Source organism: Aquimarina brevivitae (genome assembly GCF_004216895.1).
Lineage (GTDB): Bacteria > Bacteroidota > Bacteroidia > Flavobacteriales > Flavobacteriaceae > Aquimarina > Aquimarina brevivitae.
The window spans coordinates 947,568-971,639 of record NZ_SGXE01000002.1; the positions used below are offsets into that span (position 1 = coordinate 947,568).

At 35.9% G+C, this 24,072-nt stretch carries 21 protein-coding genes; 9 read left to right on the forward strand and 12 right to left on the reverse strand.

Annotated elements, in window-relative coordinates; all coding sequences use genetic code 11:
- Positions 1-20 precede the first annotated feature (20 nt).
- Together EV197_RS11940 and EV197_RS11945 are read right to left on the reverse strand one after the other, a co-directional pair.
- Entirely contained in the window at positions 21-1,619 is a 1,599-nt protein-coding gene (locus tag EV197_RS11940; RefSeq protein ID WP_130286990.1) for an FAD-linked oxidase, read from the reverse strand.
- Positions 1,620-1,625: 6 nt separating this feature from the next.
- A complete protein-coding gene (locus EV197_RS11945; protein WP_130286991.1) occupies positions 1,626-1,976 on the reverse strand; it encodes a hypothetical protein in 351 nt (116 codons plus the stop codon).
- A 231-nt stretch (positions 1,977-2,207) separates the two neighbouring features.
- Here EV197_RS11945 and EV197_RS11950 point away from each other — a divergent pair, with 231 nt between their 5' ends.
- Complete coding sequence (locus tag EV197_RS11950; RefSeq protein WP_130286992.1) at positions 2,208-3,176, forward strand: peptidase associated/transthyretin-like domain-containing protein; 969 nt, start codon at positions 2,208-2,210, stop codon at positions 3,174-3,176.
- Positions 3,177-3,184: 8 nt separating this feature from the next.
- On the opposite strand, the gene EV197_RS11955 is transcribed toward EV197_RS11950, so the two are convergent.
- Positions 3,185-4,972, reverse strand: coding sequence for a SulP family inorganic anion transporter (locus EV197_RS11955; RefSeq protein ID WP_130286993.1), 1,788 nt, complete (start codon positions 4,970-4,972; stop codon positions 3,185-3,187).
- Positions 4,973-5,045: 73 nt separating this feature from the next.
- On the opposite strand from EV197_RS11955, the gene EV197_RS11960 reads away from it, so the two are divergent.
- On the forward strand, positions 5,046-5,798 hold the full coding sequence (locus tag EV197_RS11960; RefSeq protein WP_130286994.1) for a sulfite exporter TauE/SafE family protein: 753 nt from the start codon (positions 5,046-5,048) through the stop codon (positions 5,796-5,798).
- Here EV197_RS11960 and EV197_RS11965 read toward each other — a convergent pair.
- Both EV197_RS11965 and EV197_RS11970 read right to left on the reverse strand, forming a co-directional pair.
- The gene (locus EV197_RS11965; RefSeq protein ID WP_130286995.1) at positions 5,779-6,513 is read right to left on the reverse strand and encodes a CPBP family intramembrane glutamic endopeptidase; all 735 of its coding nucleotides are present in this window, start codon (positions 6,511-6,513) and stop codon (positions 5,779-5,781) included. The two genes, EV197_RS11960 and EV197_RS11965, sit on opposite strands and share 20 nt — an antisense overlap.
- Positions 6,514-6,595: 82 nt before the next feature.
- Complete coding sequence (locus tag EV197_RS11970; protein WP_165389055.1) at positions 6,596-6,931, reverse strand: helix-turn-helix domain-containing protein; 336 nt, start codon at positions 6,929-6,931, stop codon at positions 6,596-6,598.
- A 207-nt stretch (positions 6,932-7,138) separates the two neighbouring features.
- On the opposite strand from EV197_RS11970, the gene EV197_RS11975 reads away from it, so the two are divergent.
- Both EV197_RS11975 and EV197_RS11980 read left to right on the forward strand, forming a co-directional pair.
- Positions 7,139-7,939: an MBL fold metallo-hydrolase gene (locus EV197_RS11975; protein ID WP_130286997.1), complete on the forward strand. Its 801-nt coding sequence runs from the start codon at positions 7,139-7,141 to the stop codon at positions 7,937-7,939.
- Positions 7,940-7,994: 55 nt separating this feature from the next.
- Complete coding sequence (locus tag EV197_RS11980; RefSeq protein ID WP_130286998.1) at positions 7,995-8,633, forward strand: pseudouridine synthase; 639 nt, start codon at positions 7,995-7,997, stop codon at positions 8,631-8,633.
- A gap of 5 nt (positions 8,634-8,638) precedes the next feature.
- Here EV197_RS11980 and EV197_RS11985 read toward each other — a convergent pair whose 3' ends face one another.
- The 3 genes from EV197_RS11985 to EV197_RS11995 form a co-directional block, all read right to left on the reverse strand.
- Positions 8,639-9,331, reverse strand: coding sequence for an HAD family hydrolase (locus tag EV197_RS11985; RefSeq protein ID WP_130286999.1), 693 nt, complete (start codon positions 9,329-9,331; stop codon positions 8,639-8,641).
- Positions 9,332-9,392: 61 nt separating this feature from the next.
- Positions 9,393-11,084, reverse strand: a complete 1,692-nt coding sequence (gene ettA / locus EV197_RS11990; RefSeq protein ID WP_130287000.1) for an energy-dependent translational throttle protein EttA — start codon at positions 11,082-11,084, stop codon at positions 9,393-9,395.
- 33 nt (positions 11,085-11,117) lie between these two features.
- Positions 11,118-11,300, reverse strand: a complete 183-nt coding sequence (locus EV197_RS11995; protein ID WP_130287001.1) for a CAL67264 family membrane protein — start codon at positions 11,298-11,300, stop codon at positions 11,118-11,120.
- 380 nt (positions 11,301-11,680) lie between these two features.
- On the opposite strand from EV197_RS11995, the gene EV197_RS12000 reads away from it, so the two are divergent.
- The 5 genes from EV197_RS12000 to EV197_RS17090 all read left to right on the forward strand — a co-directional run bounded on the left by EV197_RS12000 (position 11,681) and on the right by EV197_RS17090 (position 18,300).
- Positions 11,681-13,309 carry an acyl-CoA carboxylase subunit beta gene (locus tag EV197_RS12000; RefSeq protein WP_130287002.1) on the forward strand — a complete coding sequence of 543 codons (1,629 nt, stop codon included), beginning with the start codon at positions 11,681-11,683 and terminating at the stop codon, positions 13,307-13,309.
- Between the two features lie 226 nt (positions 13,310-13,535).
- On the forward strand, positions 13,536-15,260 hold the full coding sequence (locus EV197_RS12005; RefSeq protein WP_207224208.1) for an AraC family transcriptional regulator: 1,725 nt from the start codon (positions 13,536-13,538) through the stop codon (positions 15,258-15,260).
- 102 nt (positions 15,261-15,362) lie between these two features.
- A complete protein-coding gene (locus EV197_RS12010; protein WP_130287004.1) occupies positions 15,363-17,225 on the forward strand; it encodes a T9SS type A sorting domain-containing protein in 1,863 nt (620 codons plus the stop codon).
- A 174-nt stretch (positions 17,226-17,399) separates the two neighbouring features.
- Positions 17,400-18,017, forward strand: coding sequence for a hypothetical protein (locus EV197_RS12015; RefSeq protein WP_130287005.1), 618 nt, complete (start codon positions 17,400-17,402; stop codon positions 18,015-18,017).
- 121 nt (positions 18,018-18,138) lie between these two features.
- A complete protein-coding gene (locus tag EV197_RS17090; RefSeq protein WP_165389056.1) occupies positions 18,139-18,300 on the forward strand; it encodes a hypothetical protein in 162 nt (53 codons plus the stop codon).
- A 57-nt stretch (positions 18,301-18,357) separates the two neighbouring features.
- On the opposite strand, the gene EV197_RS12020 is transcribed toward EV197_RS17090, so the two are convergent.
- The 4 genes from EV197_RS12020 to EV197_RS12035 all read right to left on the reverse strand — a co-directional run bounded on the left by EV197_RS12020 (position 18,358) and on the right by EV197_RS12035 (position 24,066).
- Positions 18,358-19,692: a M24 family metallopeptidase gene (locus EV197_RS12020; protein ID WP_130287006.1), complete on the reverse strand. Its 1,335-nt coding sequence runs from the start codon at positions 19,690-19,692 to the stop codon at positions 18,358-18,360.
- A gap of 9 nt (positions 19,693-19,701) precedes the next feature.
- Positions 19,702-21,930, reverse strand: a complete 2,229-nt coding sequence (locus tag EV197_RS12025; protein ID WP_130287007.1) for a tetratricopeptide repeat protein — start codon at positions 21,928-21,930, stop codon at positions 19,702-19,704.
- A gap of 53 nt (positions 21,931-21,983) precedes the next feature.
- Positions 21,984-23,081 carry an AMP-binding protein gene (locus tag EV197_RS12030; RefSeq protein WP_130287008.1) on the reverse strand — a complete coding sequence of 366 codons (1,098 nt, stop codon included), beginning with the start codon at positions 23,079-23,081 and terminating at the stop codon, positions 21,984-21,986.
- Between the two features lie 73 nt (positions 23,082-23,154).
- Positions 23,155-24,066 (reverse strand): CPBP family intramembrane glutamic endopeptidase, encoded by a 912-nt coding sequence (locus EV197_RS12035; RefSeq protein ID WP_130287009.1) that lies wholly within the window; start codon positions 24,064-24,066, stop codon positions 23,155-23,157.
- Positions 24,067-24,072 lie beyond the last annotated feature (6 nt).

Genomic DNA, 24,072 nt, shown 5'->3' on the forward strand with positions numbered 1-24,072 from the left:
GGCTATTTATGAATACGCTATCATAAGGAAACGATTAAGTCTTGTGGAACCACACTTACCGAGTCTGATAATTTGGTACTTTCTAAAAAATGATTAGAAAAAACTCTTGCTAACTCGGGTCGCAATAACGCGGTGCGAAATTTTTTCCATTCTTCAGCTTTGGCACTATACATATAGTTTATTAACCCTGGATAAGACCAATCTGCATTCTTACCCCAATGCAAGGTAAAGTCTATATTATGCTGCTGCAGCACCGTGATCATTTTATTCGAATATTCTTTAAGACTTATAAGCTTATTCGTTTTTTGCCATAGCACCCCATCAATTTCGATAACACAGGTGATCGGAAATTTGGTAAATCCTAGCGTAGCTTTACCGCCTTTGACAAATCGCATCGCAAAAATGCCAGGTATGGGTCCCTCTTGTAAAGTGGTCTTGGTTAGCAATTCTAGTACTTTTGAAGAATCTTTGTGGTCTACCCCAAAAGAACAGGCAAATGCAGGTCCTTGATAAGGAGCATCCCAAAAGGTTTCATACAAGGTTCCTAAGGTTTCTTCATTGACATCGGGCAAGATTTGCTTCTCTAATTTTTTGATAAACCAGGGTATGGTTTTCGGATATTTTTCACTGATCTTAATTAACAGATGTATCAAATCGCGATATAAAGATTTGTTTATGATAGTAAATGGATCGGGATAGGGAGTGACATATGGCTTTTTATACATCACCTCAATAACATACTGTGGATCATTGACATATTGATTGATAAACACTTTGTAATGGTAAGGTCGCAGAGGTTTACCGTTACGATCTACTGCTTCGGGAATCAAAACCTGAGATGAAAAATCCATAGTATCTGCCAATGACAAGGCTAATTGCTTATCAACCTTACGTACGTAGCGGTGTAATAGAAAACGATCTTCGGCTTCAATGACTACTCCATGGATGAATCCAAATGAACCTAAACTAACCAACGCGGCATTAAATAATTCATCATTTCGAATCACCGTGGCATTCAGTTGATGTACAAATGCCGAAGTCAGTGCTGGTTTGGTATGCCGCTCCAGATACAACACGTCCTTGGCTTTAGGACCCGTAATAAGCTGTATGCCCACCACGTAGTCTTGGATGGCGCCTACATCCAGCGCAGACCCGTGAACTCCTGTACTGATACATCCTGCAATAGTTTGTCCATTACTGGCGCCACTGGTTTTTAAGGATTTACCACTTTGCGAAAGTTTTTGGGAGATTTCCTTTATCGTATTACCACATTGAAAGAAAAATAAATTCTCTACTTGATAGGGCGAATCTGATCGAACCGCATCAACAGGTATCGGAATATCCAGATTCATGTATCCGTTATAATGCAGTCTATCCTTTTGATGTGCGATGCTAGACATAGACCATCTGGACCCGTAAGCACGGAATCCCTGGTTATGCGCTAATGCTTGTTGTATGAGTTGTTGAATCTCTAAAGTCGCGTCATTATATCTTGCAATAGCATTGGGTAACGTACTGTTACTCTCCAATTCTGTAATTTGCAGATATTTTAAAGGAAAAGGACCATTATTATGCAAGGTGTCCCAACTGGTTTTAGCGTATGTGGTTGTATGAGCCATAACGTTTTAATTTTCTGTTTTTAAACACACGTACTTAATCTTAACTTTTCTTCTACTGCCAAAAGTGACTAAATACAATAAGGAAGCTCCAAAACTATTTTTATACTCTACAGAGTGAAGTTTACCAGATTTACATCTTGTGCCCGAGGCAATAAAACTTACTTCGTCTGTAAACGCGCTAGCTTTGACTACAGTGTCCAGTTCAATAATCATTTTATCGCGATAAAAATCCGCTCTTTCACTCATAGGATCTGGATTAACGGTCCCTTGTGAGCTCACAATTCTAACAGAATAACAAGAAGTAAAACATAGTAGTACTACTATAATAAACAGAATCGAGAAGGTTGTTTTTCTCATAAGTATATGCTTTGTGTGAAATGATTACTAAAGATACAATACGATTCGCAAAGAAGTAAGAGGGAAAAACCCCTTTATAAGAAAGGGTATTGTATTCAGGTGAATATAACTCAGCTATGCTGAGCTAAGCGTATGTTTATTTTAGTAGTTTGTAAATTGATCTTGAAGCGGATACGGTTTTTGAAGTGCTGAGAAATTAGTATTTTTACCAACCCGAACCCCAAATCGTTTATGAAAACAATAGTTTTGTTAACCTTTTTATGTCTAGCTTCTTCAGTATGGGGGCAGCGACACACTATACTTGACCAAGAGGACAACACCCCTATTTCTTATGCTACTATTTCTTTTGGTAATGGTAATGGACTTTTTGCCGATGAAGATGGTAAATTTTTGTTTTATCAAAAGTGGTATTCAGACATTGATTCCTTATATATTTCCGCTTTAGGCTATAAAGAAAAAGCACTAGCAACTCAAAAATTACCTAAAACGATACTGTTGGAAAAAGATGTGTCGGAATTAAAGGAGGTGTTTTTAGTAAGTGAAAAGAAACGAAAGTATAAAACCAAAAAAATAAGTTCTGAAATACACGATGATTATTTTAAGTGTTGGTTACCCACCGTGGAGTCCGAAATTTCCGTCTATTTTCCGAAACCCTATGAAAAGGACACAAAAATAGCTACCGTTTACCTACCGGTAAAAATGGAAGAATCCAATCGTAGATCCGGTCAAAAACAACGTTTTTCTACCTTATTTAAAATGCAGTTTTATAGTAAAGGTAAAGATGGTTACCCCGATAAACGATTACCTTATGAAAATATCATTTTCGAAATAACCGATGAAGACAAAGCAAATTTTGAATTGGATATAGAAGAGTATGGAGTGTACATGCCAAAAGAAGGCTTATTCATATCCATTCAGGTGTTAGGCTATACTGATAAAAACGGTAAACTAGAGCAAACTAAAAAGTACAGTGAAATAGAAACCAGAAAGGGTATTGTTAAAGTTCCTACCACCTTTAGGCCACTCCTCCCTTTTACTGATAAACAAGAAGGATATCAGACCTATACGCGAAGAATTTTCTTTAAGAATAGAACCTGGCAACGTTTCGATCCAAATTATAGTAAGAACAATAATCTATTAAAAATTGGTCATACCAATTACGGTATGGGAGTCAAGTATTATCTCTACGAGGAGGATTAAGCGTGGCGTTAATCCAATAAACTTCGTTTAGTATTGGTTTGATTCGCAAACTCCATGCGGGTAGGATCAATAGTATTATGCTCGGTAAACTCTACGGCATCATTGATAGTTAAGAAAAAGTGATCTACTCCGATCATTTCGGTGAATCCAGATCTTTTTAAAAAGTCGCGCACCGGACCTATGGTACCAGATAATAAAAATTGTATTTGATATTGATGTAAATACCTCCATAAATCAATAAGCACCTGCAAACCTGTACTATCCAGGTCATGCATATTGGTGCAATCCAAAATCAAAAATTCGGGCTTGGTTTTACGCTGTTCTACAAAACGTATCATCGCTTCTTTAAAATAACTTGCGTTTGCAAAGTACAGCTGATCGTCAAAGCGAAGGATCAATAATTTCTCTGTTGAAGAAGCCTCCGGAAAGCGATCTCTATTTTTATAATAAGGTGTTGAAGGAATATTAACTAGTTCTGCCAAGTGCGGACGTGAGCTGTGATAAATTATAAAAATGAAGGATAGAATTACACCAGCTAAGATCCCTTTTTCCATCCCCATAAAAAAAGTAACTATGAAAGTAATTAAGAAAACCAAAAAGTCACTTCGTCGTATTTTAAATAACCGAATGGCTTCGCGGACATCAATCAGCTTAACTACCGACAACACAATAATAACTGACAGTATTACTGAGGGTATGTAATAAAATAAGGGAGTCAACACTAAAAGCGCAATAACCACCAAAAAGGCTGATACTAGGGAAGAAACCGTGGTTTTGGCTCCAGATTCTTCATTGATTGCAGTTCTACTATAGCTACCAGAGGTTGGAATGGCTAAAAATAGAGAACCAATTACCTTAGCAAGTCCCAGAGCAAAAAGCTCTTGATTTGGTCGCACGGTGTGATCCCTTTTTTTAACCTCCAGGGCTTTTGCTACACCAATGCTACCCACATACCCAATAAAAGTAACCGATAATATGGTGGGTAGTAATTGCTGGATTTGCGCTATGGACAATTCGGGTATGTTTACAAAAGGAAGTCCAGTAGGGACCTCTCCTATTATAGCTACTTGCATTGCCTGTAAATCAAAATAATAGGAACCTAACGTAGTTACTAAGATCAGTAATAAAGCGGATGGAAACGACTTTTTCCATAGTTTAATGAGACTAAACAACAGCATACTTCCAATGGTTATAGCTGTAGTAATCCAATTGAAATCACCTAGGTGATTAAAAATATAGATAATCGATTCAAATTGGTGATCCTGTTTAGGAATACGAATACCTAAAAGGCCTCCTAGCTGCGAGAATACTATAATTAGTGCAGCCGCGGAAATAAAGCCCGATAAGACCGGTTGGGAAATTAAATTAACCAAAAACCCAAGACGCAAAATTCCAAGGAAGATTTGAAATAAGCCAACTAACAACCCCGCTACAATTAAAAACGTAACAAATAAATCACTGAAGGGAGTAGCCAATTCACTTACGCCATTCATCAATAATATTGCCGTGATTGCCACGGGGCCAATGCTAAGGTATTTAGAGCTCCCAAATATTGCATAAACCATCAGGGGTACTAAACTGGCATACAATCCATAAATGGGTGGTGCTCCCATCAACATCGCATAGGCTACTGCCTGAGGTATTAAAATAACACCTACCGTAATTCCTGCGATTGCATCTCCTTTTAAGGAAGAAAAGGAGTAATCTCTTAGCGTCTGTATAAACGGAATAATGTTAAACGACCTTTTGATAGTAATGGGTTTAAGAATTATAAGTAAAACTACGAATGAATTCATTTAAATTAAAATTAGAGGGATAGAAAAGGTATTTCGCATTGCTTTTTCTATTTTTGAGGCGTAACTAATGCTTATGGCTTATTACCTTGAACTTCTACTTTTAGCTGCGGTTGGTTTATTCGCAGGCATTGTAAATACAATCGCCGGTGGCGGCTCTCTGCTTACACTTCCGATTTTAATTTTTATGGGGTTACCGCCAGGCGTGGCTAATGGTACGAATAGAATTGGAATTTTTATTCAAAGTATTTTTTCGATTGCCGGTTTTAAAAGTAAAGGTATCACTCCTACTAGGATTAGTTTATTTTTGGGTATAGCGGCACTCGTTGGTTCCATAATTGGTGCTAAAATTGCCATTGATATCAAAGGAGAACTTTTTAACCGCATACTGGCCATTTTAATGGTAGTTATCGTGCTCTTTATGGTATTTAAACCCAAAATTGATATCGAAAAACTACAAGAGCGTGTGGAAGGGAAGTATTTCTGGATCGCGATATTATGCTTTTTTTTTATTGGAATCTATGGTGGATTCATACAGGCTGGAGTCGGTATTTTAATACTCCTTGCCTTAAGTAGTGTCAACCGGTTTTCATTAGTCAAATCAAATTCGGTTAAAGTGGTAGTCGTCTTAATCTACACTATCGCTGCGCTTGCCATATTTATGTATAATGAACAAATAAATTATACCTATGGTATTGTGCTGGCTACGGGTAATGCAGCCGGGGGTTGGTTTGCCAGCAGATGGTCGGTAAAGAAAGGCGATGGTTTGGTCAAGATATTTTTGATTATCATGGTGGTCACTATGGCAATCAAACTTTGGTTTGATTAATAGTAGTACCTTTCATATGTTTTAAAATCAACCATTGCTTAGCGTATAGTATTCTTAATGTCAATAGCATTAGTAATGGAGGCATTATAGCTTTTAGTAAAGAATACCATGTTTCTACCTTTTCATCATAAGTTACGGCTCTAGCACTTTCAAATAACAATTCTCCATATGGAACTGCATCACAGCATAAAGTAGCCAGGTAATTCCAGCCAAGATGAAGACCTAATGGAAGTAAAATGGTTCCACTCTTCGCATAGCTATAGCCATACACATAACCCATAAAACCAGTGGCTATAAAAACATAAACATAAGCGATAAGGTGTTTATCCCAAATATTGTAGGAGAACCAGTGATAGATTCCAAAAAAGAAAGCTGAAATAAATAAGGCTTTTCGTATTCCAAATCTGTTCATTACAATAAAAAGAAGTGCTCCTCTAAATACTAATTCTTCCGTGAATGCAGATTGTAAGTGATAAAACAAAGAACGAAACAACATACTACACGCGTAATTGTCATTATAGGTAAATGTTTGGAGCCCTAAGAGTTCACTGAGATAGACCGTCAAAAAGTGGATAACTAAAGCCAATACTGTACCGCAAAGAAATGTAAACAATTGTCTACCAATGGGAGTCCAACCCAAAACCATTAAATTTTTCTTAAGTATAAATTTTAGGAGTACGTGGGATAGTACCAAAAGCACTGCAATTCCGATCATAATTAATTTTACTTTTTGCCAGTTATCGACCAAATGATGTACAACATAACTATAGTAACCGCAATGGTTAATGCGATGTACATCAGCAGCTCAAAAGTAGTTTCGGGATAAAAAGAAGACTGTGCCAGAAAGCCCACGCTACTACTTCCAAAAAAAGTAATAGACCGGTAAACAACATTTGGTTACTAAACTTTTGAGGTTTAGCGTTACTTTCATCCAAATTTTCAAGTGAAAAATCTAGCTGCTGAGCTAACATTTTTAGCGTATGCATCCTGGGAACCACTTCTCCTTTTTCGATCCGTTGTACAGAGCGTAAACTAAGCTTGGTTAAGTCCGCTACTTCCTGTTGTGTTAACCCTAAAGCTACTCTCCTACTTTTTACCACTTCGGCAATCACTTTTGATCTAACTGAATTCAATGCAAATGTATTTTTTGATATTCTAAGATGCTAAGATACTATTATGACATTAGTATGACATTTATATGACAAACCAAGTAAATAGGGATCATCTATTGATTTTTCCAATACGAAAATATGTTAATACTATCTAATAAACTTTATGCTCTTATTACAGTACTTTATCTTAGAGCAACAAAACACAATAACATTAAAAAAATGTAAACTATGCTTATCAGATACTCCACCTTATGTATCCTTTTTTTGGCGCTCTTGGGTTGCCAGGAAAATAAAAAGAAAGAAAGTGATACTAAAGAACAACCAGCAAAAGAGGAAGTTATTGAAACTAGCCAAAAAGAAGCTGCTGTAGAAGTCATTCCAATTTCTCACGCTTCTGCCGTTATTAAATCGGGCAACAAAGCGATGTTTATAGATCCCACCGGTGGTCCTACACCCTACGCTTCTTATAAAACCCCAGATATAGTTTTTATTACAGATATCCACGGAGATCATATGAATATTTCAACATTAGACAGTCTTAATCTCGAAAACAGCAAATTGATTGTACCGCAAGCTGTAGCTGAAAAACTACCCGCAGCGTATACCGATCAAATCGTTATCATCAATAATGGTGAAACCAAAGAAATTGATGGAATTACGGTGGAAGCTATCCCAATGTACAACTTAAGAGAAGAAGCGCTGAAGTTTCACGAAAAAGGAAGAGGAAATGGATATGTATTGACTATCGATGGAGAACGTATCTATTTTTCTGGCGACACTGAAGATATTGCTGAAATGCGTAATCTCAAAAATATAGATAGAGCTTATGTATGCATGAATTTACCCTACACCATGACCGTAGACAAAGCTGCGGATGCTGTACTTGATTTTAAGCCAAAACAAGTGTATCCGTATCATTACAGAGGATCCGGTGGGTTAAGTGATGTTTCAAAGTTTAAAGAAATCGTTACTAACGGTAATCCTGATATAGAAGTAGTACAGTTAGATTGGTATCCTAATAGGGATTAATCAATGGAATACTAATATATTTGCTCCTGTATCAAAAACTAATGTAGTTGAATTGATGGAGGAGCATTTTCATTTTCTACTTTATAAGCCCTACGGCTACTTGAGCCAATTTGTTAATAATGGACAGAAAAAGAACTCAAAAAAACTGTTAGGTTCCTTATTCGATTTTCCTGAAGGCACTATGCCTGTAGGAAGATTGGATGAAAAATCAGAGGGATTACTTTTATTAACTACTGATGGTAAAGTCTGTAATTACTTTTGCAGTAGTGGCATCGAAAAAGAATACTACAGTTTGGTAGACGGCGACATTCCTCAAGATTCCATAGAAAAAATGAAGCGTGGTGTCAAAATTGGTTTAAATGGTAAAAAGTACACTACTAATTCCTGTGTAGTCCATAAATTACCTTCACCACCTGAGTTACCCGCAAGGGGTAAAAAGATTAGAGATGCCAGGCACGGACCAGTATCCTGGGTTTCCATTACACTTCAAGAAGGTAAGTATCGACAGGTTCGGAAAATGACCAGTACTGTAGGTTATCCGACCCTACGATTAGTTCGTGTTCGGATTGGTAATTTACAGCTACAACAAATGCAACCTGGTGAGGTAGTCCCCCTTCAATTTGATGATGAGTTTATTGCTACTTGCCACGAATTTAGCAAAACCTATAGAAATACCTCTGACCAAATCACCTAAGGAGATTAAAGTACCTCCAACAAATCTGTTGCCTTTTCAAAACTTCTAAATTTATCGTTTTCAATTTTACCTTCATACACCTCGTGTGCCCAGGTCGTATGAAACGGAATATGAAAAGCATAGGCTCCGATGTTCAATACTGGCACAATATCTGACTTTAGTGAATTGCCAACCATCAAAAATTCTTCAGGTTGTACATCTAAGTGTTTTACCAGTTTGGTATACTGTTTTTCTGTTTTATCCGATACGATTTCGATATGATGAAAATAAGGCTCTAAGCCTGATTTAATCAATTTACGTTCCTGATCTAACAAATCGCCTTTGGTAGCCATGACTAGGCGGTATTTTTTACTCAGGGTCGCTAAGGTAGGTTCAATTCCATCAATAAGATCTACAGGGTAGTCCAGCATTTCCTTGCCTTTGGCAATTAGTTTTTCTATTAGTGCTATGTTAACGTTACCCTTAGAGACTTCAATTGCTGCTTCAATTAAGGATAACGTAAAAGGTTTAATTCCATAACCATATAAGGGAAGATTTCGCATTTCCACATCAAATAGCAATTGATTAGCCTTATCCCTAGGCATAAATTCTGCTAACAATTCGCAAAACTCTTCTTCAGCTGTTCTAAAAAAAGGCTCATTGACCCAAAGGGTATCATCAGCATCAAAGGCTATGGCCTTAATTGATTGTAAAGACATATATTCTATAAACTTCAAAAAAAAAACGTGAGTCTTATGGGACTCACGTTTCATAACTTATTTACCTTACTAACTTTTTATATTTAATACGCTTAGGCATCAAATCTCCACCCAAACGTTTCTTTTTATTTTCTTCATAATCAGAGAAACTACCTTCAAAGAAATATACCTGAGAATTTCCTTCAAATGCTAAAATATGCGTACATATACGGTCCAAAAACCAGCGGTCGTGAGAAATGACCACCGCACACCCTGCAAAATTCTCCAAACCTTCTTCTAATGCACGTAGTGTATTCACATCAAGATCATTGGTTGGCTCATCGAGTAGCAATACGTTTCCTTCTTCTTTAAGCGTCATGGCCAAATGCAAACGGTTACGTTCTCCCCCAGATAAGGTTGACACTTTTTTGTTTTGTTCGCTACCACTAAAATTGAAACGGCTTAAGTATGCTCTGGAGTTTACCTGTCTACCGCCCATCATGATTAATTCTTGCTCCTCACTAAAATTCTGCCATATGGTTTTTTCAGGATCAATATTGCTATGTGCCTGGTCAACATACGCTATTTTAGCGGTGTCACCAACAATGAACTCACCTTTATCAGGAGTTTCCTCGCCCATAATCATTTTAAAGATTGTTGTTTTACCAGCACCGTTGGGTCCGATAATACCAACGATACCTGCCTGTGGTAATTTAAAATTCAAATCTTCATAAAGCAGCTTGTCGCCAAACGCTTTACTTACGCCATTTGCTTCAATAACATTGGTTCCAAGTCTTGGTCCATTAGGAATATAGATTTCTAATTTTTCATCAACTTGTTTCTGATCTTGATTCAGTAATTTGTCATAATTACTCAAACGTGCTTTTTGCTTGGCTTGTCTTCCTTTAGGTGCCATCTTTACCCACTCGAGCTCTCGCTCTAATGTTTTTTGGCGTTTAGACGCTTGCTTTTGTTCCTGCGCTAATCGCTTGGCTTTTTGATCCAACCAAGATGAATAGTTTCCTTTCCAAGGAATACCTTCTCCTCTATCCAACTCTAATATCCATCCCGCTACATTATCTAAGAAATAGCGGTCGTGAGTAACAGCGATCACCGTTCCTTTATACTGCTGTAAATGGTGCTCTAACCAATGTACGGATTCTGCATCCAGGTGGTTCGTTGGCTCATCGAGCAGTAAAACATCTGGTTCTTGCAATAGCAGTCTACAAAGTGCGACACGTCGCTTTTCACCACCAGATAAGACTCCGATTTTTTTATCTGCTTCGGGAGTACGTAAAGCATCCATGGCAATCTCGAGCTTAGTCTCTAGTTCCCACGCATTGCTAGCATCTATCTCATCCTGTAACTTAGCTTGTTTGTCCATCAACTCCTGCATCTTATCAGGGTTTTCATAAACCTCTGGCAACCCAAACATATCGTTGATTTTGTTATACTCATCTAGTATGGCTACGGTTTCTGCAGCACCTTCCTTGACAACCTCTAGCACAGTTTTCTCCGGATCAAGTTTTGGCTCTTGTTCTAAAAAACCTACACTATACCCTGGTGCAAAAACCACGTCTCCCTGATAATTTTTGTCCTCGCCAGCAATAATCTTCAGTAAGGTAGATTTACCGGATCCGTTGAGACCTAAAATCCCAATTTTTGCTCCATAAAAGAAGCTGAGATATATATTTTTTAATACGGGAGTGTTAGCACTCTTATACGTTTTGGTGACTCCAGACATGGAGAAAATCACCTTTTTGTCATCTGACATAAGCCCTAAAGTATTATACGTGAATTATAAATATTAAACTCTTCCTTTTAATGCGTTAAAAACCCAAGCATTAGCTAAAAAACCAATACCTACAGAAGCGAATCCCCATCCAGAGACATCGCGATATCTAAAAGCACCTAAAGCAATTAATGATAAACCTACAATAATCATAATAAACGTGGCCCATGCGAGCACTGTATTTTTATTCATTCCCATAGTTATTGTTTAGTACATTGTTTAACTTAAATAAGTGCAAATATCGGTATTTTATCCCCAAAATAATACAATTTATAGATACATTATGAGATCTTTATCAATTATTGACTCGTACACAATTAGTTATGTTATAAATCAAATGCTTTTCCATTTACAATTTCTACAATTACCATTACTCAGCTCATATCACTTTTCTAAAATTACGTTAAAATATAAACCTTTACTGTTTTTAAGATAATTGTTACGCTCTGAATATCATTGATATAAATCCAAATACCTACATATCCTTTCGATTATTTATTGATGAATTTTGAGTATGATGAAAAATGTATGTCTTTTTCGTATTTTCGTGCAGCAAAAATCACACAATACCTATATACATGGATTTAAACTTCAATAAAAACGAAGATCACAATAAGCTATTAGTTTCAGAATTAAAAAGAAGACTAGCAAAAGTAAAGCTTGGTGGTGGTGAAAAGCGAATTGAAAAACTACACGCCAAAGGTAAAATGACGGCAAGAGAACGAATCAATTACCTATTGGATAATGAAGAAAAAGCTATCGAAATTGGCGCATTTGCTGGCGAGGATATGTACGAGGAGCACGGAGGCTGTCCTAGTGGTGGTGTGGTTGTAAAAATTGGACACGTTAGTGGTAAACAATGTATCGTAGTGGCCAATGATGCTACGGTGAAAGCCGGAGCCTGGTTTCCTATTACAGGTAAAAAGAACCTTAGAGCTCAAGAATTATCTATAGAAAATAAACTCCCTATAATTTATCTCGTCGATAGTGCCGGGGTATATCTACCGATGCAGGATGAAATTTTTCCGGATAAAGAACATTTTGGGAGAATTTTTAGAAACAACGCCGTAATGAGTAGTATGGGAATCACCCAGATTTCTGCAGTAATGGGCAGCTGTGTGGCCGGTGGTGCGTATCTACCCATAATGAGTGATGAAGCGCTGATTGTAGATAAAACAGGAAGTATATTTTTAGCAGGAAGCTATCTGGTAAAAGCAGCTATTGGCGAAAGTATCGATAATGAAACCCTTGGGGGAGCTACAACGCATTGCGAAATATCTGGCGTTACTGACTACAAATCCAAAGATGACAAAGATGCACTTGATACTATCAAAAATATCATGTCTAAAATAGGTGATTTTGAAAAAGCTGGATTTAATCGCACCACTGCGAGCAAACCAAAAGAAAAGCCTGAAGATATTTATGGTATACTCCCTAAAGCACGTAATGAACAATATGATATGAAAGAGATCATCAACAGACTAGTTGATGACTCCGATTTTGAAGAATACAAAGAAGGTTATGGACAAACCATTATAACGGGTTACGCTCGTATCGATGGCTGGGCAGTTGGTATTGTAGCTAACCAACGCAAAATTGTAAAAAGCAAAAAAGGGGAAATGCAATTTGGTGGTGTGATTTACTCTGATTCTGCGGACAAGGCTACACGTTTTATTGCCAATTGTAATCAAAAGAAAATTCCATTAGTGTTTTTACAAGATGTAACCGGGTTTATGGTAGGTAGTAAAAGTGAACACGGAGGAATTATAAAGGATGGAGCCAAGATGGTGAATGCAGTAAGTAATAGCGTGGTTCCTAAGTTTACCGTGGTTATCGGAAACTCTTATGGTGCCGGTAACTATGCAATGTGTGGTAAAGCTTACGATCCAAGGTTAATTTGTGCCTGGCCAAGTGCAGAATTGGCAGTGATGGGCGGTGCACAGGCGGCGAAAGTATTGTTACAAATAGAAACTGCCTCGCTCAAAGCCAAAGGCGAAAAAATTTCTGAAGAAGACGAAAAAGCACTCTTCGAAAAAATAAAGAAACGCTATGATGAGCAAATATCGCCTTATTATGCTGCAGCAAGGATTTGGACTGATGCAATTATTGATCCTTTAGATACCCGAAAATGGATTTCGATGGGTATTGAAGCCGCAAATCATGCACCTATTGAAAAGAAGTTTAATTTAGGGGTACTACAAGTATAACAGTACACTTTTTATATCAAAAAGCGTATATAATTATAAATGTTATTTAAACAGTCATTATGTATAATCTACAAAAGCCCTGTAACTAGTTTCAGGGCTTTTTGTTTGTTATGATCAATAAGGGTTTCTTTTAATTTAATACCTCGATTGTTGATTAATACCTAAGAATCAAATATCTTCAACACACAAATTCACACACAATCATCTAATGCGTATTCAATTTATTTTGAAATATAGACTGCTGCTTATACTTGGAATGCTCTCCTTGGCCTATGGCTATAATCAGCGAAGCTTACCCCCTACGATCAATCAGGATTTAAAAGATTTTATACTTCGCGAAAAGAAAACTGATAGTGTTGAGCAATTTTTAAGCACTGCTTTAAAATCAGGCAACCTTCAAAGTGAATCCTTATATCAATTATACTTACAACGCGGCCAACTAGAGGAAAACAATCGTATCCAATACATTTCTTATTTCAATTTAAGTAAAATTGCTTCATCCAAGAAAGATCTGGAAACCGCAGTAAATTATGGTAATAAACTAGTTGCAATTAGTAAAAACTTCAACAATGCACATTATGAAATAAGTGCGCTAAATTTATTGGGGAATACCTATTACAACCATAGAGATTATGATACTTCCTTACCGTATTATTTAGAGGCTGTTGAACTGGCGAAAGCAACTAATTTTCGGGATTTTGAACTTCAATTGCTGGCCAACATTAATAATATCAGAACACGAGTAGGAAAGGTAGAAACAGCACTCCACTCTTATCAGCAAATCATAAGCAAACTTAGCACTAAAGACTATAAAAATATATCGAATTACTCTGGTACATACCTGTCCAATACGCTAGGCATCGGTGTTTGTTATTATTTGCTTGGGAATTATGATCAAGCGATTGAAACCTATACATTCGGAATCAACAAAGCTAAAACACTTAATTCTTTAAGACACATACCGATATTTAATACGAATATTGGCGAAGCACTTATAGCAAAGGAGAAATATCCAGAAGCATTAGCCCTATTGGCATCTACGAAAGAAAGATTACTTAAAAATACGCCTAACTCGGTTAATCCATTGGTTTACACCATTAATTTACACTTAGCTAATCTACATTATAAAACAGAACAGTACACAAAGGCTTTGCAATATTTAACTGAAAATTTTACACAGCTAAAAAAGGTACAAGATCAGATCCAGGTCGATAAACTTATGGAAATGTATGATTTAGCCGAACGTTCTGCGGAAAAGTTAGGTAATAAAGAAAAACAATTAGCCTATAGCAAAGCGTATCGGAGTATTGTGGATTCTATTTATACTGACAACCTAAATACCAAAGACAAGCTATATCAGAATGATATCGTAACCCTCCAAAAAGAAAATGAAAATCTAACATCGTCAAAACAGAAGATAGCGTTGTTTTTGCTGCTAGCTGTAGTCCTCGTTGGATCATTTGCTTTTATTCAATATTACCGAAATAAAAGAAATAAACGAAGATATCTTCAATTACAACAAACCTTAGAGGAAAAAGAAACTGTCCCAGAAATACCTTCCAAAAAAGACAGTATTACGGATGATAAAGCAAGTACTTTACTTGGTAAACTGAAAGCATTAGAAAAAACTGAATTTTATCTCCAACAGGATTGCAATCTATACAATACTGCTAAGTTAATGGATACGAACACTAGTTATCTTTCAAAAATAATTAATGATCATTTGCAAAAATCATTTAATGAATACATCACAACACTTAGAATTACCTATTGTATTAAACGCTTAAAACTCGATCGAAAATTTAGGTCTTATACGATTAAGGGTATCGCTAATGAAATAGGCTATAAAAGTGTAAATACTTTTACGGCTGCTTTTAAGAAACAAACAGGCCTTTCGCATTCGTTTTTCATTAATCAAATCTCTACCAAAGAAGAAGTTGTAAACGCATAACTTACTCAAATTTATAAAATTGATGCTTTTTCTAATTTTCCTTAAAGAGGCAACAAACCAATTTTAGTATTTTGTTAAAATTCAACAAACCATCACCAAACCATGAAACTCAATTTTTCCTTTTTTTTACTTTTTGTCATAGCCTTAAAAACGGTAGTAGCACAAGAGAATAGTAAATCCTACTTGGATTGTGACTCCAACATTCTTGAGGTAACCCTAGAAATTTATAATAACCGAAGCAAACTCGTACTGCCAGAATCCTACAATCTTGTTACTGAAGAAGAATATGGATCTATAATACTCAACATCTGTGCTCAGGACTATAGAACAACAAATTCCGCGGTGGAGCATTTGAATCTTTTAATATCTTTTCCTTTTATAAATACCACCTTGGACCCGGTAGAAATTCCACCTCCACCTCCACCTGGAGAAAGAACTGATGCAATCAAAAATAATGCTAACTGTTTTTTTAGCAGGTCTATACAATTACCCTGGGATGCTTATCAGGATGACTTTAGGTATGACGAAGGTCTTCCTCCAGGTCGACATAATTTTAGTTTATACCTAAGAAATAAAAGTGAAATTATTGATCAGAAAGAAAACATTCCTTTTTTAGTATATAGCTTTGATGATCTGGATTTAGTAACATCTATAGTGGGTATTTTTAAAAGTACTTCGAATAACAGTGTTTTGGTACAATGTACTTTTGAAAATATGCTCGCTGGTGATCTGGATTATGACAACTCCCAAACCATAGCATTATACGTATCCAATGATGCAGTTTTAGATGCTAACGATCGACTTTTAACTAAGAGATCCTGGTATGATCCCGATGAATTCTTTATAGAAATTTCTGCTTCAGCGTATAACACTGCTAGAAACAAATATTTGATTGCACAGATTGATCCTTATAATCAATATGAGGAAGTCTGTGAAAATAATAATTCGAATGTTTATCGAATCTCACAAGCTATTCCGAGCTTACCCGAGCATCCAACACGGTTATTGATTGGAGAGGCAAGAGTTTTTGAAGATCACAGTGGAAGAGTGCGACTATCCTGCTTAGTTAAAAATCATAATGCTTATGACAGTCCAGATGACATAGAAATAGGTGTTTTTTATAAAAAGAACAATGGTCAGGAAGCGTTATTGGTTAAGAAAACCATGAAGAAATTACCTCCCCGATCGACAATTTCTACTTTATTTTATGTCCCTAATCGTGGATTTAATTGGTTTAACAATAGAGAATTAAAATTTGTCATTGACCCGTATCAAAAGCTTATTGAAAATACCCGAAAAGATAACATCAGACGAATTGCTAATAGAGATTTAGAAAACGCTAATGGTCAGCGGATACGTTTTCATATGGATTATGTTAATAAGAAAGGAGTCTTTACCTATACCGTTTTTAAGGACTATCAGTTTATACAAATTAATCTCTATGATTTTACTTCAAACTATGTAACTACCTTGTTTATATACGGTAAACCAAAAGGTCAGCATACATTAGAGGTGCCTTACTCCCACATCAAAGGAGCATTTTATTACTCAGCTATTTTTGGAACCGATGATTACGTTTCATCAGACTGGATTGAACGGTCCCACGGACAATTGTATCATCAATATAATGGTAAGCTTCATAATCTTGTGGTATCGCTTCCTGATATATCCTATCCGGATAATTCTTTTTCCAGACGTAAAACTAAAACAGAAGAAATAGTAGTTTACCCTAACCCATTTCAAGAAAAAGTGAATTTAGCAATTCCTGCTATAGTCGATGCTAATGTTGAACTGAAAATCTATACCACTACTGGGAAATTAATAGATGAGAAAAAAATTATCGAAAATAACAAATCATCTCAAAATTTTATGTTGTACGACGGTAGTCAACTCTCGTCTGGTTCCTACATTTATAAACTAACGGTAAACAAAACGACCTATGAAGGCACGCTGATCAAAAACTGAGGTTGTGATTGTTTAGACTTAGAAAATTGAAAGCTGTATTAGGTACAAATGTGCTCAAATTTATAAAATTGACTTGCTAATAATTTAATAAACAAAGGAATACTAATAGTTTTACTCACGGGTTATCAGCTGATCCACAACTCAAAATTAGTATTAACAATTAAAATTATTACAATGAAATTAATTACGAAAGTTATCGCTCTGGCTTTTTTGACCGTATTCCTTAGTTGTCAAAATGAACCAGAAGAACTTTTTGAAGACGATGCCATAACCAATGACAATAGCACAACCGCTTTAGAAAAAAATTATCTTGACATTAATATCGTTTGTTCTGTTGAGGGGATTCCACCCGGTTGGAATGTGGATGAATACATCAACTCTCCAAATTGTCCGAATTACAACCTATTTTTTGGCAGATATAATGCCGCCATTATTTCTAGAGATGGAACGCCAAAAATAAATAGAGCAGGTGCTGGTTGTCAGGATAACTATTGTATTTGGATTGTAGGAGAAAACTTCGAATCTAATGCGTATGTAGATATTAGAACTACAACAGGTTCAAGCATCATAGGTACCTATCGTGGATCCAATAGAACGCTGACGACTAATGCACAAGGACAACAAGTGATTACTTTACGTTTGGGGTCTGCATATGAAAGAAGTCAATTTGCAAGTCGCGGATTACGAATTTGGGTAGTGAATCCACAAGCCAGAAAGTGGGCTGACGGTAGAACCGTAAGAAGACCAGGAGATATCATAATCGACCCTCCTTGCAATCCTATCTGTCCATAAAACGAAAATTAGATAATGATCTAATGTCTAGTACATTCATTATTAAACTAGTGAAAATTTATAATACTTGGCGGAAACCGAAAAGCCATTGAAAGAGTAGGTAACATAAACACAAAAACTCATGTTAAATAACATTTTAAAATTAGAGGGAGTACAAAAATTAAATCAAGAGGCTAAAAAAGCCGTAAAAGGTGGAACTGATTACGGAAATTTTGAAACTTGCTTAAGATTGTGTGGAGGTAGTTGTACACTTTCAGGAAGATGTTTCCTTATGGAAAGATAAATCGTATATATTCCAACAAGGAATAAAGGGCTGCCTGTTAGGCAGCCCTTTATTGTTTTAGTTTGTTCTTGGTATCGTAAGTAGCGAGGTTTGTCGACCATCAACATAACTAAAGCCATCTGCACCCCAAAATCCTGCTTCCTCAAGCATAATTCTAATATTTTTATTCCACTCTGCTAGGTTTACGGTGTTATTGAGTTCAATAGCATACACCGTATTTTCAAATAATGGATAATCACCATTAACCGGTACTCCACCTTGCGCATCCCACATACCAATTGTCGGACCCGAAGAGTGTCCATAAAGGCCTAAAGGATGTGTATATATTGAAGGCTGTAATCCTGCTGCCTTCCCCTCTGCCAAAGAGGCTAATAATATTTGATTCCCTGTTTTACCAGTTTTAAAGTTAGCTGTTAAAATATCTTGCACCTTATTCCCTGACTTGAAGGCTTCTTGTAAAAATACTGGAGGCGCACTCTCATTATCCTTTAAAATGTACGCATGTTGCTGACAATCGGTATTTAAACGTAAGTAGGTGATCCCAAAATCGCAATGAATTAAATCTCCTTTCTGGATAATTTTCTTGTCTGGGCGGTTAGAAAATGACACAATATGACTCTCTAATTCCTCGCCTGCACGTTGGATATCAACAGTGGGATGAAACCAGGTTTTGAGTCCCAAATCACTTACTTTTTGCATAAAAAACCACTCTACATCATCACTAGTAGTAATGCCTGGCTTAATAACCTTATTGCTAAAAGCTTCTGCAATGATATCATGTGTGATTTTAACCAAATTTTTATACAACTCCATTTCCTGCTCAGTTCGAGTTTCTATCCAGGCAATGCCTAGTTTTTCTGCAGAAGTTACTTTAGGTTTATACGCTTCTGGAAGCACCTCCATAAAAGCTTCATAATCTGTTTTTACCATCCCATCTGCAATTCCGAAGTTCAAGGAGTAGTTGAGCCCGATTTTATTCGGGTTTCGCTCTTTTATGATGTCCACTAAGGCTTTCCATTGATCGGGTTGTTTCTCTTTATCCCAGGCTGAAGTTATATTTTTGCCAACATTATAGCGAGCCACCGCTAGTCGTTCAATTGTGTTTTCTTCTTTATTTCTATAAAACACAAGTATGGTTCTTCTTCTGGCATTGATCCAATTAGCGGGCAGCATAGTTCTTAGAATAGGATCTTCGTTATACTCTCTAGAAATGAGTATCCACATATCAAACCCTGTTCTATCCATTAATTTTGGTAATAAATTGGTAAAACGGTTGTTCAATACACTATCGATAACCACTGCGCGTTGCCGTATGGGCAAAATATCATATTGCGCAGATAAGGATTGAAAACAAAAAAGTGAAACGATAAGCAATTTAAAAATGGTATTCATTTTAGTCATTTAAATAGTAAATTTTGCAAATAATTCTGAACCAGAGACTCTACCTAAGTTGATATGGTATGTATCCATTTTTTCATCAGAATTGTTGTAATTAGTATAAACTTTAATTCTTAAAAATTTGGGATTTTCATAATCTATTGTTTCAGTAATTGGAAGGATCAGGTTTAAAAACCAGGTGCCTTTTTCGGTAGCTGAAAGTACAAATTCTTCAGAAGTAATGCCTTCTTTTAGTTCATTTAATAAAGTTTTTTGATTCTCTTCAGTAGTATGTGTCAGTATAAAATAGTTTTTGTTAGGATTTATATACTGCAATTTATAATTGGTTTGTGGGTGCGAAAATTCAATTATTATTCTTAAGTCTTGAGGGGTTGTATAAAAAAGAGATTTCGGTATTCCGTTTAGATTCCAGCTGTTATCTCGTTTTTTTAGCAATGCCTTGAAATCATTCCTAATTTGATTTTGTAATCCTTCAAAACTTTCTATCGCATTTATTTTATTTGTGGTTATTGCTTTAAATAGTTTCAATGCTTCAGGATAATTTTTGGCAGTAGCGTAGCAATTCGCTAAATCCAGATAGGTTTGAGCTAAAGTAGGTGCTTTATCAATAATTTTTTTATAGGTTTCCTGTGCTAATTCATAAACTTGATGTTGTTCTAACTTGAAGGCTACTATTTTTAAAATAGAGGTATCCTCAGGAAATAAGGCAATCAAGTTCGTCAATGCGTTTGTACCTTTTTGCTTTGCCCCTTGTTCAAAAAAGTAATCTGCACTTTCAGTAAAAAAAGATATCGTATTGAGATGTTGTGGAACTTGTTCCACAAAATAAGAATAAGCAAGGTCAATACTACTATAGGAAGCTAATACACTTTGATAAGGGGAGTTAAAAGGTTTAGCTACTACTAAAGGTTTAGTGTAGGTTTTGTAGTCAATTTGTAGCTCTTTTTCCACTATAGGTTTATCAAGGACCTTTGAAGTACCTGTTTTAGTTTTAATCAGTACTACACCACTATTCCCTTCTGAACCATATCTATTGGTAGCCGCCAAACCTTTTAAAACTGATATTGAAGCAATATTATTAGGATCTATCAAATCCATGGGCGAAGTGTTGCCTGGTCTGCTACGAGGAAGCGGTATTCCATCTATAATAAACAAAGGATGATTGGTCAGCGTAAATGAATCGAAACCTCTAATAATCATTTGGCCTGGATCATTGCCTCCTCCCATTTGTACGCCCGCAAATTTTCCGGCCATAGCCTCTCCTAGGTTCACTTCATCTGCACTAATAGCTTCACTGGATATTTGCTGTACGTCATATCCTAAGGAGCTTTTGTCAACGACTTTATCGCCTATAAGCACATTATTAGCAGTTGTCTTTACTTCGGATTTAATAAAAACAGTTTCTAAGGTAGTGTCAGTATCGACTAACGCAACATTTATTGTTTTTTCGTTGTTTAAAATAATTGTAGAGGTCTTTTTTCCATTATACTGATAAACGATCTCATCACCGGCCTGTGCTTCTATAGTATACTTGCCCTGATCATTACTAAGAGTAGCTATATTTTTTTTAGGTATACTTATTTTGGCATTTAAAAGAGGTTCATCATTGCTATATACAAAGCCTGAAATTAGTTGATTAGTAGTACTCTTATCTTTGACGAATTGTAATCTCGGCAAAGTCTTTTTTTCTTGTAGTGCTTGTACCGTTTTTGGAATGTCCACCTCTGTAAGGTTTGCGTAGTATCCTCCGCTATAAAAAGCCAGTTCATATAATAGGCGGATATTCGGTTTTTTACTACTAGCAAGTGCAACAATTCGGGGAGCGTATAAATCAACATCTATTTCCCCTAAATATGCAGCAGCACTACTAAATAGCATTAATTCATCAACGCTATGATCCGTTTTGATCAACTTATAGTTCGCCACTCCATCATAGGTAACATTACTTAAAATAGCTTTAAGTACATCCCAATCAGAACTTTTGATCATCATATCCTTCTCGGATATTATGTGCGTATTAAAAATTATAAGTTTTACTTTTGAATTAGGATATCTATTGAAATAATTATCCAAAAAATCAAATTCCTTTTGATGGTCATTAGTATGCTGCGCTCTTGAAGCATCCCAATAAATTACAATGTTCTTAAAATTATAATTTTCAGTAACCGTAGATCCTTTTAGCATACAAAAGGAAAAACAAACCAGTAATATACTTATGAAAGTACGCCCCATTGCCAAGTTATTTATAGGAAAGATATAAAAACTTAGGAATATGTTTTTAAAAATCAGTTGATGAATTCCAAAGTTTTGGTTCTTTGAATTTTTCCAGTTGGGGTTTCTATAAATTGTGGTAAGAAATAAATTTCCTTTGGCACCTCATATTTTGCTAAGGAATCCTCTTTGCGAATCGCTTTTTGCAGTTCTTTTTTTATTTCGGGATCGTAATCGCATTCAATAATTAAAATTAGCCTTTCTCCTAAAGAATCGTCGGGTTGACTGGTGATAAAAAATCGATGCGGAATAAGTAATTGTAGTTTACTTTCTATGGTTTCAGGAAAAAGTTTTACCCCTCCACTATTCACTACATTGTCATACCTTCCCTTCCATAAAAACTTTTTGTACGTTTTTAACTCCACAACATCGTTTGTTTGAATAGGATGTTTTGCTAATTCAGGAGCTTTAATACGTAAACAATTTCTATCATCCACACTAAGGGTTATATTAGGTAAGGCTTTAAAATATTTTTTTACTTCTTTCTTCTTTGGGTTGATTCGGCGAGCAGCAATATGAGAAACGGTTTCCGTCATCCCATAGGTCTCATATACTTTAGTGGCAATGCCTTGTACTAATTGCTTAAGATTTTCTGAAATAACACCACCACCTACAATCAGCTTTTTGATTAAGTGAAGTCTATTTAGAGAATTATCCAACTGGAGAGGTACCAGTGCACAAAAATCATATTGTTTGTACACATTATCTAATGGATTGGTTTTTGGAGGAGCTAGATCCAGTTTCCACCCCAACGTCATTGCACGTACCAACATCATTTTACCTGCAATATAGGTTGCGGATAAGCATAATAAAGCCGAAGTCCCCTCTTCTACCTTAAAAAAACGACCTGTGGCCCTAGCACTATGAATCATATGTTTTTTTAAGATCTCGATTTTTTTGGGGTCTCCTGTGGACCCAGAGGTTTTGGCAACCACATACTCCTTATCATCTAACCACTCTAAAATGAATTCAGCTACATCTTGTTCATACGGTTCTCCTACTTGTTTTAAATCCGTCACATATGCTTGCAAGGACGCTGAAGTAAAAGATCTCCCGTTTAATGTAAACTTATGATGTATGTACTGTTGTATAGGTGTATCCACAATTGACATATTCAAATATCCATGTTCTAAAATAGTCAAAAGTTAACTTGGTGTAAAATAATTATTATGAATTAGAAGAATTTTACTCTTCTAAAACACCTTGTGGTTCTTCTTCAACCTTGCCCAAAAGCTTCTCTTTCCAATTGCTCCATTTGTATTTTTTGGCTAAGACAATTAGGAAAATTGGGTAGATTACCAAAACGGGAAATAATAAATCTAAACCAATACCTGGTTCGCCCGTGTAGATTAAGATTGAATCTGTCTGAAATGCTGTCCAAGTTGCAGTGACAAGTAATGCCTGGAAAAAATTATTAGCCGCATGAAAACCAAGAGCTAATTCTAAACCTTCGTCCATTAAGGTTATAATACCTAGAAACAAACCGGTACCAATATAGTAAACCATAATAATTAAGCCTAGCTTAGTAACTTCTGGATTTCCTAAGTGCATAAGTCCAAAAATACAGGATGTAATTAGCAAAGGAATCCATCTGTTTTTTACTGCTAATCCAATACCTTGCATCATATAACCTCTGAACATATATTCCTCAAAACTGGTTTGGATCGGGATTAGGATTAAGGCAGTTATAAATAATAATATAAATGATTTGACGTTAAAATTAATCTGATAGTCTTCAGGAGAAAGATAATATCCTATGATTGTTGATATTATAATAAACAGTCCATAGACACCGAAGGTAAAAAAAACTCTTTTCCAATCAATTTTTTTTCTAGAAGTGGTTAATGATCTTATACTTTGTTGATGCACAAATTTAACCCAGAATAATAGTCCTCCAAAGAAAGCTACGAAAGGCGCTAAAACCACGATAAAGGTGATAGGTTTACCAAGGTTTTTTACCATAATTTGCATTTGCTGTTCCACATCGACTCCAGATGATAATAAATAATTAAAGAGCATTAGTAGCAAAAATCCTACCGGCGGGAGTATATACTTCCACATACCTAATTCACCTTTTCTTCCTTGTTCTATATACATCGATTT